General features: G+C 62.4%; 18 protein-coding genes and 2 pseudogenes. 11 read left to right on the top strand and 9 right to left on the bottom strand.

Translation table 11 applies throughout. From position 1 onward, the window contains the following. Positions 1–11 precede the first annotated feature (11 nt). From QSV36_RS15385 to QSV36_RS15375, 3 genes and pseudogenes are all read left to right on the top strand, one after another. Positions 12–233: pseudogene (locus QSV36_RS15385) on the top strand (OST-HTH/LOTUS domain-containing protein); the annotation flags it as partial. Between the two features lie 213 nt (positions 234–446). Then, positions 447–1355, top strand: coding sequence for a glutaminase B (gene glsB, locus QSV36_RS15380; RefSeq protein WP_289132937.1), 909 nt, complete (start codon positions 447–449; stop codon positions 1353–1355). Between the two features lie 187 nt (positions 1356–1542). After that, positions 1543–2346, top strand: coding sequence for an HNH endonuclease (locus QSV36_RS15375; RefSeq protein ID WP_289132934.1), 804 nt, complete (start codon positions 1543–1545; stop codon positions 2344–2346). A 96-nt stretch (positions 2347–2442) separates the two neighbouring features. Here QSV36_RS15375 and QSV36_RS15370 read toward each other — a convergent pair whose 3' ends face one another. The 3 genes from QSV36_RS15370 to QSV36_RS15360 form a co-directional block, all read right to left on the bottom strand. Beyond that, positions 2443–2706 carry a DUF3077 domain-containing protein gene (locus tag QSV36_RS15370; protein WP_289132933.1) on the bottom strand — a complete coding sequence of 88 codons (264 nt, stop codon included), beginning with the start codon at positions 2704–2706 and terminating at the stop codon, positions 2443–2445. An 82-nt stretch (positions 2707–2788) separates the two neighbouring features. Continuing rightward, on the bottom strand, positions 2789–3031 hold the full coding sequence (locus QSV36_RS15365; RefSeq protein ID WP_289132932.1) for a hypothetical protein: 243 nt from the start codon (positions 3029–3031) through the stop codon (positions 2789–2791). Positions 3032–3342: 311 nt separating this feature from the next. Then, positions 3343–4179: a hypothetical protein gene (locus QSV36_RS15360; protein WP_289132931.1), complete on the bottom strand. Its 837-nt coding sequence runs from the start codon at positions 4177–4179 to the stop codon at positions 3343–3345. Positions 4180–4214: 35 nt separating this feature from the next. Here QSV36_RS15360 and QSV36_RS15355 point away from each other — a divergent pair, with 35 nt between their 5' ends. Then, positions 4215–4877 (top strand): HD domain-containing protein, encoded by a 663-nt coding sequence (locus QSV36_RS15355; protein WP_289132930.1) that lies wholly within the window; start codon positions 4215–4217, stop codon positions 4875–4877. Between the two features lie 40 nt (positions 4878–4917). Here the strand turns inward: QSV36_RS15355 and QSV36_RS15350 are convergent, their stop codons facing one another. From QSV36_RS15350 to QSV36_RS15340, 3 genes are all read right to left on the bottom strand, one after another. Beyond that, positions 4918–6081, bottom strand: coding sequence for an AAA family ATPase (locus QSV36_RS15350; RefSeq protein WP_289132927.1), 1164 nt, complete (start codon positions 6079–6081; stop codon positions 4918–4920). Positions 6082–6158: 77 nt separating this feature from the next. Beyond that, positions 6159–6881, bottom strand: a complete 723-nt coding sequence (locus QSV36_RS15345; RefSeq protein WP_289132925.1) for a FadR/GntR family transcriptional regulator — start codon at positions 6879–6881, stop codon at positions 6159–6161. A 936-nt stretch (positions 6882–7817) separates the two neighbouring features. Then, on the bottom strand, positions 7818–9551 hold the full coding sequence (locus QSV36_RS15340; protein WP_289132923.1) for an IlvD/Edd family dehydratase: 1734 nt from the start codon (positions 9549–9551) through the stop codon (positions 7818–7820). A gap of 181 nt (positions 9552–9732) precedes the next feature. On the opposite strand from QSV36_RS15340, the gene QSV36_RS15335 reads away from it, so the two are divergent. From QSV36_RS15335 to QSV36_RS15305, 7 genes are all read left to right on the top strand, one after another. Then, positions 9733–11040 (top strand): MFS transporter, encoded by a 1308-nt coding sequence (locus tag QSV36_RS15335; protein ID WP_289132921.1) that lies wholly within the window; start codon positions 9733–9735, stop codon positions 11038–11040. Positions 11041–11068: 28 nt separating this feature from the next. Next, on the top strand, positions 11069–12058 hold the full coding sequence (araD1, locus tag QSV36_RS15330) for an AraD1 family protein (RefSeq protein ID WP_289132920.1): 990 nt from the start codon (positions 11069–11071) through the stop codon (positions 12056–12058). Positions 12059–12263: 205 nt separating this feature from the next. Then, complete coding sequence (locus QSV36_RS15325; RefSeq protein ID WP_289132919.1) at positions 12264–13838, top strand: aldehyde dehydrogenase (NADP(+)); 1575 nt, start codon at positions 12264–12266, stop codon at positions 13836–13838. 98 nt (positions 13839–13936) lie between these two features. Next, positions 13937–15268 (top strand): MFS transporter, encoded by a 1332-nt coding sequence (locus QSV36_RS15320; RefSeq protein ID WP_289132917.1) that lies wholly within the window; start codon positions 13937–13939, stop codon positions 15266–15268. 9 nt (positions 15269–15277) lie between these two features. Beyond that, positions 15278–16234: a 2-hydroxyacid dehydrogenase gene (locus tag QSV36_RS15315; protein WP_289132915.1), complete on the top strand. Its 957-nt coding sequence runs from the start codon at positions 15278–15280 to the stop codon at positions 16232–16234. A 336-nt stretch (positions 16235–16570) separates the two neighbouring features. Then, positions 16571–16873: a hypothetical protein gene (locus tag QSV36_RS15310; protein ID WP_289132912.1), complete on the top strand. Its 303-nt coding sequence runs from the start codon at positions 16571–16573 to the stop codon at positions 16871–16873. 89 nt (positions 16874–16962) lie between these two features. Next, a complete protein-coding gene (locus tag QSV36_RS15305) occupies positions 16963–17142 on the top strand; it encodes a hypothetical protein (protein ID WP_289132911.1) in 180 nt (59 codons plus the stop codon). Positions 17143–17186: 44 nt separating this feature from the next. Here the strand turns inward: QSV36_RS15305 and QSV36_RS15300 are convergent, their stop codons facing one another. The 3 genes and pseudogenes from QSV36_RS15300 to QSV36_RS25930 form a co-directional block, all read right to left on the bottom strand. Continuing rightward, positions 17187–18002, bottom strand: coding sequence for a DUF6708 domain-containing protein (locus QSV36_RS15300; RefSeq protein ID WP_289132909.1), 816 nt, complete (start codon positions 18000–18002; stop codon positions 17187–17189). A 130-nt stretch (positions 18003–18132) separates the two neighbouring features. Then, positions 18133–18969, bottom strand: coding sequence for a DUF6708 domain-containing protein (locus QSV36_RS15295; RefSeq protein ID WP_289132907.1), 837 nt, complete (start codon positions 18967–18969; stop codon positions 18133–18135). 236 nt (positions 18970–19205) lie between these two features. Beyond that, positions 19206–19313, bottom strand: a pseudogene (locus QSV36_RS25930) (PAAR domain-containing protein); the annotation flags it as partial. Between the last annotated feature and the right edge of the window lie 5 nt (positions 19314–19318).

Genomic DNA, 19318 nt, shown 5'->3' with positions numbered 1-19318 from the left:
CCAGGGGCGATTCAAAGATCCTGGACGACCTTGCTGACGAGGAGGGCTGGGCGAGCTTGGGGATGCCGGGCGCAAACATAACAAAGCTCCGACCGGAGTTCGATCCGCGCACCCATGGCTTCAAGAAGCTGAGCGATCTGATCAAGGGGCATCCACATGCGTTCGAGCTACAGGCTCGGCAGCTGTCAGGTGGCGCGAGTGCGCTTTACGTTCGCCACAAAACCGCCCGCTAGGTGCGACCTGCATCGAGCCGTTTGCGTTGTATCCGCCGATGACTTGCCCAGTGCCAACGGAGGCACAGGCCCGCCTGATCCTGCTGGCCCCATGGCCGCAGCCCGGCATGGTAGCCTCCGCCATTTCTTGTCGAATGTGTGATTTCTCCCGCTTAACCTTCGTCAAGAACACTACCCCTAAGCCGTCGTCTGGGGATTGATACAGGGCCCTCCATGCAAACGCTGTTGAACGAGATTCTCGAAGAAGTACGTCCCTTGATCGGCAAGGGCAAAGTGGCTGACTACATCCCTGCGCTGGCCGACGTGCCGGCGAACCAGTTGGGCATCGCCGTCTACGGCAACGATGGCAGTTATCACTGCGCAGGCGACGCCCTGGTGCCGTTTTCGGTGCAGAGTATTTCCAAGGTGTTCAGCCTGGTTCAGGCCATTGGCCACTCGGGCGAGGCCATTTGGGAGCGGCTTGGCCATGAGCCCTCCGGTCAGCCGTTCAACTCGCTGGTACAGCTGGAGTTCGAACGCGGGCGCCCGCGCAATCCGTTCATCAACGCGGGTGCATTGGTGATCTGCGATATCAACCAGTCGCGCTTCGCAGCACCTACCTTGTCGATGCGCGATTTCGTGCGGCGGCTGTCGGGCAACCCGCACATCTCGATCGATGCGCGCGTTGCTGATTCGGAGTACCAATTCCGCGCGCGTAACGCGGCCATGGCGTACCTGATGCAGTCGTTCGGCAACTTCCATAACGAAGTCGAAACGGTGCTGCGGAGCTATTTCAGCTATTGCGCGCTGCAAATGAACTGCCTCGACCTGGCCAAGGCGTTCTGCTTCCTGGCCAACGATGGTTTCTGCAAGCACAGCGGCTCGCAGATTCTCACCCCACGCCAGACCCAGCAGGTGAACTCGATCATGGCCACCAGCGGGCTGTATGACGAGGCCGGCAATTTTGCCTACCGTGTGGGGTTGCCTGGCAAGAGCGGCGTAGGGGGCGGCATCGTGGCGATCGTGCCGGGGCAATTCACTGTGTGCGTATGGTCACCTGAGCTGAACGCTGCGGGCAACTCTCTGGCCGGGATGGCGGCGCTTGAGTTGCTGAGTTCACGTATTGGATGGTCGGTGTTCTGAACAGGGCTGACCAGATACAGAGATGAGAGCGGGTCGGCAATGGCGCTCGTCGGTTAGAAAAATGCGCGTAGCGGCGTTGGTCGTAGCGAAATAGACGACGCCGCGAGGCTCCCGATTTTTGTCATTGCTATGTAGGAAATTTCCTCTTTTTTGATAGGCTTTTGCCATCAGCCGAGAGGAAAAGGGAATGCCCGTTGTCATCGTAGAAAACGACACGTCGCAGTGGGAAGATGAGACAGGCGCCGTCTATCACTTCCCCAAGCGATACCAAACCTGGCTTGCTCAGGGAACCGAGGTGGTCTACTACAAGGGACGTATCAAAGATAAAGCCTTTGCTTCTGTCCGCCTAAGCGCCGATCCGCATTATTTTGGTAAGGCGCGTATAGGCAAGGTCTACGCCGACCGGCGAAGTGACAAGGGTGACCTGTTTGCCCTGATTGAAAACTTCACCCCGTTTGAAAACGCCGTCCCCTCAAAAATTGGAGGGGAGTACCTGGAGACAATCTCTGCCAGTCGTGTGAGCAACTACTGGCGTGACGGGGTCCGGCCCATTTCTCAATCCGACTACGACGCCATCCTAAGCCACGCGAAGCTGTTGCCTCCGGTGGTCGACGCGGCTGTAGCGGATATGGAGGACGGTTCACTTACCTTTGAGTCTGCCAGTGAAGGTAGCAAAACAAGCTACTTTGGAACCCGTTACGAACGCCGAAAAGATCTGCGGATGAAGGCCATTGCTATCCACGGTCTCGACTGCAAGGCATGTGGGTTTGATTTCGAGCAGGCATACGGCGAGCACGCTAAAGGTTTCATTCATGTGCACCATGTCGTACCGATTTCGGACTTTGGTGGCGAGAAGGTCGTGAACCCTGAGACAGATCTCGTGACGTTGTGCGCCAACTGTCACGCGGTGGTCCACCGCAAGCGGGATATGACATTGAGCATTGATGCGCTGAAAGGGATTTTGCGCGGGCGATGGGTCATTGAGCCTTAGTAGTCAGTAGGCAGGGTACACAGAGGCGGCTTGGGTAGCTGGAGCACACCTTCAAAACCGGGCAAGCGAGGTCTTGAAGGTGTGATGAAGGGTAATTCAGCGCATCATGCCCAGCTCGGCATCATCCATCAGCGCCTTGGCTAACGCGCACAGGTAGTGCGAAGCCCATATCAGCTGAGGCTTGTCTTCCATCAAGCCGTCCAGGGACAGGTCCCGTGCGTAACCCATCAGTTCCGAGGCCTGTTCACGGGCGCTTTGACAAGGGATGCCGGCTGCGATGCTGAAGAGGGGATGGGTCTGGTTTGCACCTTGGTAGAAGGTGGTCTTGCCGACGGTGAATTTGGTTTCTTCAGTGGGCATTGTTCAATCTCCCCGAAAATCTCTAGTGCCTGCGCTGGCCCTGTCGCCGGCAAGCCAGCTCAGGCGAAACATCGTTGAAGCCTTAGTGCAAGGTCTGAGGCTCAGAGGGCATTTGCACCTGGATCAGCGCTTGCTCAAGCAGGGCTCGCAGCGTCTCCAGCTCATGCATCGACGCCATCATGAGAATTGATGCCGATGACTTGGGATGCAGTAGCATTGCCTGATGTACGACAGTCGACGCGCACAATGCGTAATCCGTCGCCTGGATCAGGATGTCTTCAAGGGATTGGAGGTTTTGAGGCGGATCTGGAACGATTTTTAGCATTTTACTGTGTTCTCGGTAGGGCCACCGCCAACCCGCTGTCAAACGGAAAGGTGGCAGCTGTACATGGGTTGACAGACCGGCGAACACAGAAACCGGCGCACGCGAGCGTGCCCCATGCACAACCGCCATGAACGGGCATGCACTGTGTATCGTCGCGGCCTGTCAAAGCCGGTCGTTGATATGCAACGACGGACCGAGACTAGAACGCTGTAAAAACGTCCGCAACGAAAAACAGGGAAGGGGAGTATCTTTGGGAAATGGCCTACAAGGAAGAGGTTAATTCAGATATTTTCCCGGGCTTCTTCCAATAGCTACAACTCAATGGTCGACCTTTTGCAGAGCAGAATCTGCTCCAGAAGGAAGCGACGCGCTGCGCGCGATTTCGCACTCACACTACTAGGGTGCTGTATGCGATAGCACTGAATCGCATCGTGCAGGCGGAACCGCCACAGCTGGTTGAGCGAAATGCCATGCTCGCGATAATCTCCAAGCTCGCTGCAAACGCTCAGCTCGCCTTTATGCGGGAAGAACTGCTGCCGTATATGGGCACTGCTCGCGCCGTTGGCGAAAACGATGATGTCTGGTCGGAGTATGTCGATCTGAACCTCGAGCAGCCGCTTGGATACCTTCACGAGTTCTTTGAAGTGCTCCCAACGCATGGGTGACCCTCGCTGCCATGCAAAGCTGAAGAGGTTGGCCCAAGCGACGCCGAGGGTATTATCGCCTTGGCGAATTTCGCGCACAAAATTGAAGAAACTGGCACCCCGGTCGGCCTTACCGGAACTGTATTTGGCCAAGTGTTCTTGCTGGATTGCCATGGCGCGCTGGATGTAATCATCCAAGTCAATGAAGGGTTCCCTGGCAGTGACAATATCCCAGCGACGCGTTTCTCGGCCGATGACCATGATACGTTTCATTGCCTGCTCGTAGTGCAGCGAGGTACCGGGAAGAAACAAACCAGAAAGGTGCTTGAAATCAGCTTCGTGCTCGCGGCTCCGATCAAGCCAGTGCAGGGGAAGGTCAGATAATGTCTGGCGGTATGCGCTCGTCAGTTGCTGGTGCTTGCTTTCCATCGCTTGTTTTCCAAACCGCTTCGTCGGGCTGACGCTGCTGTGCGTCAGGGTTACAAAATGGTCGGACAGTGTCAATTTGATGCCATGTAAAGAAAAAATGGAGCGATCCTGTGACCAGCGAAGCTTTCACCCCCTTCCAACACCTCGCCGCTCAACTGCTGAAACATCTCCCGCCAGACCACCAAGACGGCTCCCACGGCCTCGCCCACATCCACCGCGTATGGGTAAATGCGCAGCGCATCCAGCGGGCAGAGGGCGGCGACCTGGAGGTACTGCTGGCCGCGACGCTACTGCACGACTGTGTGCCGGTCGAAAAGAACTCACCTTTGCGCAAGCAGGCGTCGAGCTTGTCGGCCGACAAGGCCTGCGCCATCCTCACCGCGCTTGGCTGGCCGTTGCCGCGTGTCGAGCAGGTAGCCCATGCGATCAAAACGCACAGCTATTCCGCAGGTTTCGAGCCAACTAGCCTCGAAGCCAGAATTCTGCAGGACAGTGATCGCCTGGACGCCATCGGTGCGGTGGGTATTGCCCGATGTTTCTACGTATCCGGGCGGATGGGCTCGGCGCTGTACGATTTCAAGAATCCCGCTGCGCAGGGGCGGGTGTATCAGGACACGGCCTACGCCATCGAGCACTTTCATACCAAGCTGCTCAAGCTGGCATCGGGCTTCAAGACGGCGGAAGGGGCGCGCTTGGCTGCCGAACGCCACGCGCGGCTGGAAACCTACCTTGCGGGTTTCATGGAGGAGGTTGGGGCTAACGGCGTTGGCTGACGGAAGTGGCACATGGCTCAAGGTCTACGAGGGCGCAGATTCAATCAGGCCATCGCCACAGCGGCTCATCCAGTAAGCCAACCCCGCGTAACCCGGTCTGCCCCTGGCGCTTTTCCAGCTCCAGCACATTGCACCCGTCGCACGCCCTCAATGCCTCGATCAAAGGCCGGCTGTGCGACACCACCCACACCTGGCTACGTTGCGAAGCGCGAATGATCAGGCGCGCCAGGGCTGGCAGCAGGTCGGCATGCAGGCTGGTTTCCGGTTCGTTCAGCACCATCAGCGAGGGCGGGCGGGGTGTCAGCAGCGCGGCCATCAGCAACAGGTAGCGCAAGGTACCGTCCGACAGTTCCGCACCCGCTAGCGGCCGCAGCAGCCCGTGCTGGTGCAGCCGCACGCTGAACAACCCGCCAGGCGGTGCATCGATCTCCAGCCGGCTGCCGGGGAACGCGTCCTCCAGTGCGGCCATCAGGTCTTCGACATCGCCAATTTCGATGATGGTTTGCAGCGCCGGGGCGAGGTTGCGCCCGTCGTGGTGCAGCACTGGTGAACGGGTGCCCAGCTGTGGCTGGCGGCAGGGGGCGTCGCGGTCGATGCGGAAGTGATCGTAGAAGCGCCAGCTATTGATGTACGCGCGTAGCTCGCCAATCTCTGGCGCCTGGCGCGGGCGGCCGACAATGTTGAAAAAGCTCTCGCCGCTGTCGGCATGCTGGTCGAGCACCGCCCAGCTGTTGCCTTCCCGGGCGCGCACCAGGGCGTTTCGGCGCTCCACCAGCAACGACGCGGGCCGGTAGGCGCCCGCGCCCCAGATGGCTTCGCATTTGATCTCGGGGTCGAGCATGAAGGCAGAGGGGTACGGCAACGGAATCGGCAGGCCGAGGGAGATGGCAAAGCTGAGGTCCGCCGTTGCGAAGCCCAGGCGCAGGCGTTTGGCCTGGCTCGGGTGCTGGCCCTGGATCGGCACTTCGCCGCGTTGCATGCGGGCGCTGGGTTCGGGCCCGGCCCACCAGGTCGAATCCAGCCCGCCTTCACGGGCCAGCGCCGCGACCACGCCGCCCTGGGCGGTTTCGGCGAGCAGGCGCAGGGCCTTGTACAGGTTGGATTTGCCGCTGCCGTTGGCGCCGGTCACCAGGTTGAGCTGGCTCAGCGGCAGTACCAGGTGGTTGATCGAGCGGTAGTTGCCGATGGCGAGGGTGGTGAGCATGCGGTGTGTCCAGGCTATGGCGCCGAGCGGGTCATTCTGGCCGAACGGCGGCGGCATGGCTACCGTTCAGCGCCGCCTCAGCTGGCCGGGTCCTGGCCCAGCACCTTGGCCAGGGCCACGCGGGCATCTTCCAGTTGCACCAGTGAAGCATGCCGCGCGCCCAGCGCGTCGCCGTTCTGGATGGCGGTCAGGATTGCCTTGTGCCGGGGCAGGGCGAGTTGGTCGAAATTCGCCCGCTGGTTGGAATAGCGCACCGACTCGCGCAGTGCCATCGACAGCATGTTGCACAGGTAGGCCAGCAGGTCGTTGTGGGTGGCGTCGGCGATGCGGGCGTGGAAGTCCAGGTCGGGTTGCAGGCGCTCTTCATGGTTGCGTGCGGCTTCCATGCGCTGGTAAGCCTCGGCGATCGAAGCGACGTCCTCGGCGCTGGCGTTGGTGGCGGCCAGCGCGGCGGCGGCGGGCTCGATGACCCAGCGCACGCTGGACAGCATGTTGAAGAATTCCTGCTGCGGCGTGGCCTGCATCAGCCAGTGCAGTACATCGGGGTCGAGCATGTGCCAGTCATGCCGGGGCCGGACCAGGGTGCCGGTACGCGGGCGGGCTTCGATCAGGCCTTTGGCGGTGAGGGCGCGCATGGCCTCGCGGAATACCGGCCGGCTGATCGCGTAGGTTTCGCACAGGCTGGCCTCGGAGGGCAGCTTCTGCCCGGGTGCGAGCTGGCCGGAGACGATCTGTACGCCAAGGTCCTGGACCAGGGTGGCGTGCATGCTCTTGCGCGTGGTGGGCTGGCGGTAGTTCATGTGCGGCGGGGGCGATCCTTCGGGCGGGGGCAGCATCATAGCATTAGCGCGGCAACGCGGTGCATGGCACCGGCTGCGCCGGTGTTCGCGGCTGAAGCCGCTCCCACAGGTGTAGTGTCAACTCGAAGCCAGCGCAGTACCTGTGGGAGCGGGTTTACCCCGCGAAGCAGGCGACGCAGAGGATGGCACCGGCTTTGCCGGTGTTCGCGGGGCAAGCCCGCTCCTACAGGAATAACGCCTGCTTTGAACATTTGAGCAAGACAGTTGCTCCCAGAGGTGTAGTGACAACTCGAAGCAGCGCAGTACCTGTGGGAGCGGCCTTGTGCCGCGAAGCAGGCGACGCGGAGGATGGCACAGGCTTCGCCCGTGTTCGCGGGGCAAGCCCGCTCCTACAGGAATAACGCCTGCTTTGAACATTTGAGCAAGACAGTTGCTCCCAGAGGTGTAGCGACAACTCGAAGCAGCGCAGTACCTGTGGGAGCGGCCTTGTGCCGCGAAGCAGGCGACGCAGTGGATGGCACAGGCTTCGCCCGTGTTCGCGGGGCAAGCCCGCTCCTACAGGAATAACGCCAGCTTTGAACATTTGAGCAAGACAGTTGCTCCCAGAGGTGTAGTGACAACTCGAAGCAGCGCAGTACCTGTGGGAGCGGCCTTGTGCCGCGAAGCAGGCGACGCGGAGGATGGCACCGGCTTTGCCGGTGTTCGCGGGGCAAGCCCGCTCCTACAGGAATAACGCCAGCTTTGAACATTTGAGCAAGGCAGTTGCTCCCAGAGGTGCAGTGACAACTCGAAGCAGCGCAGTACCTGTGGGAGCGGCCTTGTGCCGCGAAGCAGGCGACGCGGAGGATGGCAGCGGCATTGCCGGTGTTTGTGGGCATGCTCTGATGCAACTCAGTCAAGCGATTTGGGGCCGCAAAGCGGCCCCAAGGACGCGCCTTAGTGCGAGTGCTTGGGCACCGCCGCGCCGCGGCAACCGACCAGGAAGTCGAAGTCGCAACCTTCGTCGGCCTGCATCACGTGGTCCAGGTACAACCTGGCGTAGCCACCGCTGATCAACTGCGACGGGGCTTGCAGGTCGGCCAGGCGGCCGGCCAGTTCCTGCTCGGAAATGTCCAGGTGCAGGCGGCCTGCCTTGCAATCCAGTTCGATCCAGTCACCTTCGCGCACGGCAGCCAATGGCCCACCCGCCGCAGCCTCCGGCGCCACGTGCAGCACCACGGTGCCGTACGCCGTGCCGCTCATGCGCGCGTCGGAAATGCGCACCATGTCGGTCACGCCCTGGGCCAGCAGCTTGGCCGGCAGGCCCATGTTGCCGACCTCGGCCATGCCCGGGTAGCCCTTGGGCCCGCAGTGCTTCATCACCAGCACCGAGCTGGCGTCGACCTCCAGCTCGGGGTCGTTGATGCGTGCCTTGTAGTCCTCGAAGTTCTCGAACACCACCGCCCGGCCGCGGTGCTGCATCAGCGCCGGGGTGGCCGCCGACGGCTTGAGCACGGCACCCTTGGGCGCCAGGTTGCCGCGCAGGATGCAGATGCCGCCGTCGGCCACCAGCGGCTTGTCGAGCGGGCGGATGACTTCCTCGTCATACAGCGGCGCAGCCTGGCAGTTGTCCCACAGGCTCTTGCCGTTGGCGGTCAGCGCGCCGGGGTTGGGCAGCAGGCCGTGTTCGCCCAGGCGGCGGATGACCGCGGGCAGGCCACCGGCATAGTAGAACTCTTCCATCAGGAAGCGCCCCGAAGGCTGCAGGTCGACCAGGGTCGGCGTGCCGCGGCCGATGCGGGTCCAGTCTTCCAGTTGCAGGTCCACGCCGATGCGCCCGGCGATGGCCTTGAGGTGGATCACTGCGTTGGTCGAGCCACCGATGGCGGCGTTGACGCGGATGGCGTTCTCGAACGCTTCGCGGGTGAGCAGCTTCGACAGGCGCAGGTCTTCGCGCACCATGTCGACAATGCGCATGCCCGACAGGTGGGCGAGCACGTAGCGGCGTGCATCTACCGCCGGGATGGCGGCGTTGTGCGGCAGCGAGGTGCCCAGTGCCTCGGCCATGCAGGCCATGGTCGAGGCGGTGCCCATGGTGTTGCAGGTGCCCGCCGAGCGCGACATGCCGGCCTCGGCCGAGAGGAACTCGTTGAGGTCGATCTGCCCGGCCTTGTAGGCCTCGTGCATCTGCCAGACGATGGTGCCGGCGCCAATGTCCTTGCCTTTGTGCTTGCCGTTGAGCATCGGCCCGCCGGTGACCACGATCGCCGGCACGTCGCAACTCGCCGCACCCATCAGCAGCGCCGGGGTGGTCTTGTCACAGCCGGTCAGCAGCACCACGGCATCCACCGGGTTGCCGCGGATCGCCTCTTCCACATCCATGCTGGCCAGGTTGCGGGTGAGCATGGCGGTGGGGCGCAGGTTGGATTCGCCGCTGGAAAACACCGGGAACTCCACCGGGAAGCCGCCCGCTTCCAGCACGCCTTTCTTGACGTGCTCGGCAATCTTGCGGAAGTGCGCGTTGCACGGGGTCAGCTCCGACCAGGTGTTGCAGATGCCGATGATCGGCTTGCCCTGGAATTCGTGGTCCGGGATGCCCTGGTTCTTCATCCAGCTGCGGTACATGAAACCGTTCTTGTCAGCGGTACCAAACCATTGGGCGGAGCGCAGCGGGCGTTTGTGATCAGACATGGGGACACCTAATTAGTATTACTATTTGTCGTTGTGTGGCTGACTGTATCGACAAAAAAGCGCCATGTGAAGGCTTGTTGTTTTAAATGGTAATACTATATGATCGATTTTCCGGTCGATGGCCTGCCAAAAAGCCCGACCCAGTGCTCTGCCCATTACAAGAACAATCGGAGACATCGCCATGATTCAGGAGCAGCGGCTCGTCCGCCTGATCACACTGAAACTCATCCCTTTTCTGGTCCTGCTGTACCTGGTGGCCTATGTCGACCGTTCTGCGGTGGGCTTTGCCAAGCTGCACATGGGCGCCGACATCGGCCTGGGTGACGCGGCCTATGGCCTGGGCGCCGGGCTGTTCTTCATCGGTTACTTCCTGTTCGAGGTGCCCAGCAACCTGTTGCTCGACCGCTTCGGCGCGCGCCGCTGGTTCGCCCGCATCCTGGTCACCTGGGGCGCGATCACCGTCGGCATGGCGTTCGTCAGCGGGCCCAACGGCTTCTACCTGATGCGCTTTCTGCTGGGGGCGGCCGAGGCGGGCTTCTTCCCGGGGGTGCTGTACTACATCACCCAGTGGTACCCGGTGCGCCATCGCGGCAAGATCCTCGGCTTCTTCATCCTTTCCCAGCCGCTGGCCATGTTGATTACCGGGCCGCTTTCCGGCGCGCTGCTGGGGCTTGATGGCAGCTTCGGCCTGCATGGCTGGCAATGGCTGTTCATCTGCATCGGCACCCCGGCGGTGCTGCTGGCCTGGCCGACCCTGCGCCTGTTGCCGGACGGCCCGGCCAAGGTGCGCTGGCTCAGCGACGAGCAACGCAGCTGGCTGCAGGAACAGCTGGCCAACGACCTGCGCGAGTTCGGCCAGACCCGCCACGGCAACCCCCTGCATGCGTTGAAGGACGGGCGGGTGCTGTTGCTGGCGCTGTTCTACCTGCCGGTCACTTTGAGCATCTACGGCCTGGGCCTGTGGCTCCCCACGTTGATCCACCAGTTTGGCGGCAGCGACCTGGTCACCGGCTTCGTTTCGGCGGTGCCGTACCTGTTCGGCATCATCGGCCTGCTGATCGTGCCGCGCAGTTCCGACCGCCTGAATGACCGCTACGGCCACCTCGGCCTGCTGTACGCCCTGGGGGCGCTCGGCCTGTTCCTCAGTGCCTGGCTGAGCGTGCCCGGCCTGCAGCTGGCGGCGCTGTGCCTGGTGGCCTTCGCGCTGTTCTCCTGCACGGCCATCTTCTGGACCTTGCCGGGGCGGTTCTTCTCTGGCGCCAGTGCCGCTGCCGGCATCGCGCTGATCAACTCCATCGGCAACCTCGGCGGCTACCTCGGCCCGTTCGGCATCGGCGCGCTCAAGGAGCACACCGGGCAGCTGTCGTCGGGCCTGTATTTCCTGGCCGTGGTGATGCTGTTCGGCTTGCTGCTGACCGGGGTGGTCTACAACCGCCTCGAGCGCCGCCAGCGCCTGGCTTCTACGCGGGTAGCCCCGGCCTCCCGCTAACTTTCGCAACCGAAGAGCGAGCACAAGCATGCGATTGATTCAATTCGAAACCGCCACCGGCGCACGCCGGGTGGGCGTGGTGGAAGGCGAGTACGCCCTGGAAGTACGTGGCGCCGGCAGCACCCGTGAGCTGGCCTTGCAAGCCATTGCCGCCGGCCGAGACCTGGCCGCCGAAGTGCAGGCCGCTGGCCTGGGCGAGCGTCACGACTACCTGGCCCTGCTGGCCGAAGGCCGGGTATTGCCACCGCTGGACCATCCGGACCCGGCGCACTGCTTGGTCACCGGCACCGGGCTGACCCACCTGGGCAGCGCCGCCACCCGCGACAAGATGCACCAGCAGCAGGCCGAAGGCACCGTGACCGACAGCATGCGCATGTTCCAGTGGGGCTTGGACGGCGGTCGACCGCCGGCAGGCGAGGCGGGCGCGCAGCCGGAGTGGTTCTACAAGGGCGACGGCGGCATCGTCGTGCGCCCGGGCGCCGACCTGCCGCTGCCGGCGTTTGCCGAGGATGCCGGTGAGGAGCCGGAGCTGGTCGGGCTGTACCTGATTGCTGCCGACGGTACCCCGTATCGCCTCGGTTATGCGCTGGGCAACGAGTTTTCCGACCATGTGATGGAGCGGCGCAACTACCTGTACCTGGCCCACTCCAAGCTGCGCGCCTGCAGCTTCGGCCCCGAGCTGCGCCTGGGCGCGCTGCCGGCCCACCTGGAAGGCACCAGCCGCATCCTGCGTGACGGCCAGGAGCTGTGGCGCAAGCCGTTCCTGTCGGGCGAGCAGAACATGTGCCACAGCTTTGAGAACCTGGAATTCCACCACTTCAAGTACCCGCAGTTTTTGCGCGCTGGCGATATCCACGTGCATTACTTCGGCACCGCCACGCTGTCGTTCGCCGACGGCATCCAGGCGCGCCCGGGCGATACCTTCGAGGTCAGCCTTGATGCCTTTGGCCAGCCGCTGCGCAATGGCATTGCAGCCGCACCCGCGCAGGTCCGCCCCGGGCTGGTGAAAAGCCTTTGAGCTCGCTGCCAGCCGGTTGCTGAATCGGGGCCGCTTTGCGGCCCTTCGCGGGCTCGCCCGCTCCCACAAATACGGCGCAAGCTGCCAGAACTGCGCGGTTCCTGTGGGAGCGGGCGAGCCCGCGAAAGGCTGCGCAGCAGCCCCCTTTCCGCTAACTGCCTGACACGAGCATCTGAACCTTCTTTCTCATTTACAGGAGTCAACCATGACCGGAAGCAACTTCATTGGCGGCCAGCGCAGCGCCGCCGGCAGCGTGCGCCTGCACAGCCTCGATGCGCGTACCGGCGAAGCCTTGCCGCTGGCCTTTGCCCAAGCCACACCTGAAGAAGTGGACGCCGCCGCGCAGGCAGCCGAAGCGGCCTTTGCCGAATACAACGGCATGGCGCCGCAGCGCCGTGCGCAGTTCCTCGATGCCATTGCCGACCAGCTGGATGCGCTGGACGACAGCTTCATCGCCACCGTGTGCCGCGAAACCGCGCTGCCGGCCGGGCGCATCCAGGGTGAACGGGCGCGCACCAGCAACCAGATGCGCCTGTTCGCCAACGTGCTGCGCCGCGGCGACTTCCTCGGCGCGCGCATCGACCGCGCCCAGCCACAGCGCCAGCCGCTGCCACGCCCGGACCTGCGCCAGTACCGTACCGGCGTCGGCCCGGTAGCCGTGTTCGGTGCCAGCAACTTCCCGCTGGCCTTCTCTACCGCTGGCGGTGACACCGCCGCAGCGCTGGCCGCCGGCTGCCCGGTGGTGGTCAAGGCGCACAGCGGCCACATGGCCACCGCCGAGCAGGTGGCCGAGGCGATCGAGCGCGCCGTGCTCGCCACCGGCATGCCCGCCGGCGTGTTCAACATGATCTACGGTGCCGGTGTCGGCGAAGCGCTGGTGCGCCACCCGGCGATCCAGGCGGTGGGCTTTACCGGCTCGCTCAAAGGCGGCCGGGCCCTGTGCGAGCTGGCGGCGGCGCGCCCGCAGCCGATTCCGGTGTTCGCCGAAATGAGCAGCATCAACCCGGTGCTGGTCTTGCCAGCGGCCTTGCAGGCCCGGGGCGAGCAGGTGGCCAGGGAACTGGCCGGCTCGGTGGTGCTGGGCTGCGGGCAGTTCTGCACCAACCCCGGGCTGGTCCTGGGTATCGCTGGCGCAGCGTTCAGCCGTTTCCTCACCACGCTTGGCGCACAACTGGCCGACCAGCCCGGGCAGACCATGCTCAATGCCGGCACCCTGCGCAGCTATACCCAAGGTGTACAACGCCTGCACCAGCATCCGGGCGTGCGCCATCTGGCCGGCGCCGAACAGGTGGGTGACCAGGCCCAGGCACAGCTGTTCCAGGCTGACGTGAGCCTGCTGCTGAACGGTGACGCCTTGCTCCAGGAAGAGGTCTTCGGCCCGGCCACGGTGGCCGTCGCCGTTGCCGACGAAGCCGAGCTGCGCCGCGCCGTGCAAGCCCTGCATGGGCAACTGACCGCCACCCTGATTGCCGAGCCGCAAGACTTGCAGCGCTTCGCCGCGCTGGTGCCGGTGCTGCAGCGCAAGGCCGGGCGCCTGCTGGTCAACGGCTACCCGACCGGCGTGGAAGTATGCGATGCGATGGTGCATGGCGGGCCGTACCCGGCCACGTCCGACGCGCGTGGCACCTCGGTCGGCACCTTGGCCATCGACCGCTTCCTGCGCCCGGTGTGCTATCAAGACTACCCCGATGCGCTGCTGCCCGACGCCCTGAAAAACGCCAACCCGCTGGGCCTGCAGCGCCTGGTCGACGGCCAGCACAGCCGCGAGGCGCTGGCCTGACGCCTGGAGCTGCGCCGTTATCTCGCTGCCCCCGCCCGGCCAAGGCCCGGGCGGGCATTCGACCCATACCCCGAGAACAACAACAAGAGGTTGCAGCCATGCCCAGTCACTCCTTACCCGCCGACCTGGTTGCGCGGGAATCGCTGGATAACCACCTGTTCCGCAAGATCAACTGGCGCATCGTGCCGTTGTTCATCGTGTGTTTCCTGTTCGCCTACCTGGACCGCGTCAACATCAGTTTTGCCAAGCTGCAGATGCAGAGCGCGCTGGGCTTCAGCGACGCGGTCTACGGGCTGGGCGCGAGCCTGTTCTTCGTCGGCTACTTCCTGTTCGAAGTGCCGAGCAACGTGTTGCTGCACCGCATCGGCGCGCGCATCTGGATCGCCCGGATCATGATCAGCTGGGGCCTGACCTCGGCGGCGATGATGTTCGTCACCAGCGAAACCTGGTTCTACGTGCTGCGTTTCCTCATCGGTGTAATGGAGGCCGGTTTCGTGCCCGGGGTGCTGTATTTCTTCACCCAGTGGTACCCCAGCGACCGCCGTGCGCGCATCAATGCCTATTTCAAGAGCTCGATCTGCCTGTGCGGCATCGTCGGTGGCCCGTTGGCGGGGTTCATTCTCAGCCACTTCGACGGGGTCAACGGGCTGGCCGGCTGGCAATGGCTGTTCCTGCTCGAGGGGCTGCCGTCGGTACTGCTGGGCCTGCTGGTGCTGTGGCTGGTCAGTGACCGCATCGAGGATGCCCGCTGGCTCGACGCGGAAGAAAAGCGCTACCTGCGCGAGCGTCTCGATGCCGAGCCCAGGCCCGAAGGAGGCAGCTCGGTTCGCGCCATCCTGCGCGAGCCGGCCTCGCTGGCGTTGTCGGCGATCTACCTGTGCCTGGTGATGGCACTGACCGGGCTGCTGTTCTGGATGCCGCAGTTGATTCGCAATGCTGGCGTGGCCGATGCCATGGACATCGGTTTGCTGAGCATGATCCCGTACCTGCTGGCAGTGGTGGGCAACCTGCTGATCGGCCGCAGCTCCGACCTGCGCGGCGAGCGTCGCTGGCACATGGCGAGCTGTGCGGCCATGACCACCGCAGGCTATGCGCTATGCGCGGGTTTCAGCGGCCAGCTGTGGCTGCTGATGCTCGGCATGAGCCTGGTCATGACCGGGATCATCGCCTGGATGCCGATCTTCTGGACCCTGCCGCCGAAGTACCTGGCCGGCCTGGCGGCGGCGGCGGGTATTGCGCTGATCAACTCCATCGGCCAGCTCGGCGGCATTGTCGGCCCGTATCTGGTCGGCAGGGTACGCGACGTCAGCGGGTCGCCGACCCCGGCACTGTGGCTGCTGGCGGCAGTCAGCCTGCTGGCGGTGGTATTGATCATCTGGGGCGTCCCGCGTCGGCTGTACGCGGCTCAACCTGAAACGCCTATCGACTGAGGAGGTTCCATGCAACGTGTCGTTTCCTTCGGCCCCATTTCCAGCGCCGAGGTGCTGGCCGACCTGGGCCGACGTTACCACTTTCAGCGTTTCGACCAGCCGCTGGCCGACCGCGAACGCTTTCTTGCGGCGCTGGCCACCGCCGACGGGCTGATCGGCAGTACCTTGCCGCTGGGTGCCGAGCTGCTTGACCAGGCCCCGGCATTGAAGGCCATTGCCAGCGTGTCTGCCGGTTTCGACAACTATGACTTGGCGTATTTGCGCAAGCGCGGTATCCGCTTGACCAACACCCCGGATGCGGTGACCGAAGCCACCGCCGATACCGGGTTCATGTTGCTGATGATGGCAGCCCGACGCGCTGGCGAGCTGGCGCGGATGGTGCGTGATGGCGAGTGGACGCAGGCTATCGACGCCACACGCTTCGGCCGCGATGTGCACGGCAAGACCTTGGGTATCGTCGGGCTTGGCCGCATCGGTGCGGCGGTGGCCAGGCGCGGGCACTTCGGTTTTGGCATGCGGGTGCTGTACAGCGGCAATAGTGCCAAGCCCGAGTATGAAGCGCAGTTCGCCGCAAGGCGGGTGCCGCTGCAACAGTTGTTGGGGGAGGCGCACTTCGTCTGCGTCTGCGTGCCGCTGAGTCCGGCCACGCATCACTTGTTCGGCCGCGAGCAGTTCGCAGCCATGCGGGCCGATGCCGTGTTCGTCAATATCGCCCGTGGTGCTGTGGTCGATGAGGCCGCGCTGGTGCAGGCGCTGGTCGAGGGGCAGCTCGGCGCGGCCGGGTTGGACGTGTTCGAGCAAGAGCCGCTGCCGGCCGCCTCGCCGTTGCTGGCGTTGCCACAGGTGGTGGCGCTGCCGCACATCGGCTCGGCCACCGTCGAGGCGCGTGCACTGATGGCGCGCACTGCGGCGGCCGAGTTGGCAGCGGTGCTCGAGGGCAGGGCACCGAACCACCCGGTTCCATAGGGCTGCGCACAGCCAGCAAGCGGCACCGTCCAGCAGGCGCCGGTAGCGGCCTGGCTTACAAGGTGGTCGAGCGCCCCAACCGGTCAACCTCGAACACCTTCGTTTGCCTTGCTTTATGTCGTGATACAGGAACCGGCGCTCGATGACTTGGCCGATCCTCGTGTTGAACAGGGCCTTGACGGCCTCCGAACCCTAACGGGGAACGGCTGTCCAGAGCGGCAAGCCATGATCGGTACCCCGGCCTTTTGTGCCACCTGTCGAACCCAAGGCACTGCTGCTGGCCGTTTCCCGTCCGATCTGTATGCGCGATCAACGCGCAAACCGAGGAGAACTTCCATGGCAAACGATCAGAAAGGCCCCGGGCTCGAGAAAACCGAGTCCGAGCCAAGGCAAGGCGTCGGCGAGGCGTGGTCCGAAAAGCGTCCCGTCGATTGGGACCCACCGCCTGGCAACCCCGGTTCGGACCAGGACGGGCAGCTGGATCGGGACAATGGCAGCGCAAGGACCAACGACGCGCAGGCCGGCAGCGGTGCTGGGGAAGTCCCGTTACCTGCGGATGACGAGGGCCCTGTCGAGGAAGAGATGCAGGATGTGGAAGCCAACAATTCGGTTTCTGCCGAGCATCCGCAACCGCGCTGATAGGTGGCCCGAGATTCGTTTAACAATTTTGTGAGAGGTATGCAGCGATGAGCCCCGATCCGAGTGCACAAGGCGGTACGAACCCTGACTTGCCCACTTCACCCGACCCGGCAGTTGACCCCGATCGGCCGACCATCCCCGACCCTGATGACGACCCGCTGATGAACGAAGAAGAGGGCGGCGATGGCCCGGCGGATGACGGCCTGGCTGATGATGGCAGGCAGAGCGTCGAGCAGCCTGCCGTGGGGCTGGACCAACGTAGGGAATGATTGGCTGGGCAGGCGAACAGTAAGGCTGGCCAACCGCGGCACGATCATCGATCCTCTACCTCGGACGGGGCAGTACGGGATTCACGGTCTATGTCTTCCGGCCAGTGAACTTTTGGTGCCAGGCAATGCATGTGGCTCAGGCCATCGTCGTCGTTCCAGTCACGGGGTGGGTGGGTGAATGCCGGTAAGGCTTCAGGTCCTTGCTGCATGAACAATCGCGCAATGGCCCAGTAGGCTTCGCCTCGGTGAAGGTCATCGGTGAAGAGCACGCGGTCGGTGACTTCGTCCGTTTCCGGGTTACGGACCGAAAGCATGACGTTTTCAATAAGCCCACCGTGACCGGGGGCGTAGACTCTATAGACTTCTGCGGTTATGTCGTCCCAGTCGTAGGCGACCGGTTTAACGCCCCAGTGTTTACGGCTGAGCAGGTACAGGTAGTGGTATCTGAACTGATATATATAGATTTTTCGACGTAAGCGATTGAAACGTATTGGCTCGTCCCGCGGAAGTGTTAAATCTAGCCTGACAAATGCGCTGACGACCCATATGCAAATTAGAGGGCCGAATATTGAAATTATCACCATCATCCAATCGAAGGTATGGCCGTAATCAATGAGGCTCCAGTATACTCGTGCCGCTATACCAAACAAGAACAACAGCATCGGAACACCAAGCAAAGCCAATACGCCGCGTAGAAGTACAGTGGAACGAGGTAACTCCATGTACACGCCATTGACATGATTGGGAGGCGGGTTGACGCTGTCCAGAATAAGGTCGGATACGGGGGCTTCGTTAATGCTCGGTAGATCGTAGCTCCAGCTTGGCGCTCGGCCCATTAACACGCTTGGCTTATGCGACATGCTTCCTCCGGATATGCACTTCAGTATACGCAATTTCAATATTTAACCCGGCCAATACATTGTCAGCAGTGTTGCTGCGAAAAGGTATGAAACGCCCTGCCATGGTAGGCACTTCCAGAGCTACCGTTTCCTACTTGGTTGGGGCTGTACAACTCGATCCTGAAGGCCCAGACGGGGCAGTACGGGATTCACAGTCAATATCCTCTGGCCAATGAACTTTTGGCGCTAAGCAGTGCATGTGGCTCAGGCCATCGTCGTCGTTCCAGTCACGGGGTGGGTGAACGAACTTCGGCAGCGCTTCAGGGCCTTGCTGCATGAACAGCCGGGCGATGGCCCAGCAGGTTTCGCCGCGGTAGAGGTCGTGAGTGAAGAATACGCGGTCGATGACTTCATCGGTCTCTGGGTTGCGGATCGACAGCATGACGTTTTCGATCAGGCCACCGTGGCCGGGAACGTATACTCGGTAGACTTCAGCGGTTACGTCGTCCCAGTTGTAAGCGACCGGTTTGACGCCCCAGTGTTTGCGGCTAAAGATGAAAAAGCGGTGAAATCGGTACTGATAAATATAAATCTTCCGACGCAGCCGATTGAAACGAATCGGTTCATCTCTGGGGAGTACCAGATCCAGCTTTACGTACGGTAATAGCGCCCACACTACAGCTGGGAGGCAAAGTAAAAGAAAAACCTTCGTTATCCAGTCGCCTTGCCAATCATTAAAAAACATCAGCCAAAATAGAAACAGTTTCATTACACCACCTAAAATCAGTGCGGCACCACCTAACAAAACGCCCAATCCTCGCAGGCTAATTGTGGCTCGTGATAGCTCTAGATATATTTCGTCATAATGATTTGGAGGCGGCGAAATTCTTTCTGCGCCAAACAGGGGAAGTGGCGCTTCCTCAACATGGGGTAAATCGTAGCTCCAACCCAGTGCTCTCTCGCATAATACCCTATGCTGATCTTTCACTCATTCACCTCCCGCACAAACGTTTCAAGTCGTGCGCCTGATATGTTTCTGTCTGGCCAATATGCAATCAGTAATGTTGCCGACCTTATCGTATGTCTTCCAGAGACAGGGAAAAGCTCTATCGCACCCGATATACTCAATTGCGATCTACCTATAGCGGTATCGGAATAGGCTTGTTTGGTCTTGCTTAGATTAAAATCAGGTTTGTAATCCGGAAACCTCGGCGGCGTAAAACTCGATACTATTACAGCGCCACACGTGGTGCGGTTTCCCACTCTGGCAACCGGCTTGCCATTGAAGGTGTACGCGGAACTGCCGCTTTCTACCGGGTTGGTGCCATGCAGCGGGT

This window comes from Pseudomonas sp. BCRC 81390, assembly GCF_030341915.1.
Lineage (GTDB): Bacteria > Pseudomonadota > Gammaproteobacteria > Pseudomonadales > Pseudomonadaceae > Aquipseudomonas.
This window is presented reverse-complemented; position numbering and strand designations above follow the sequence as displayed.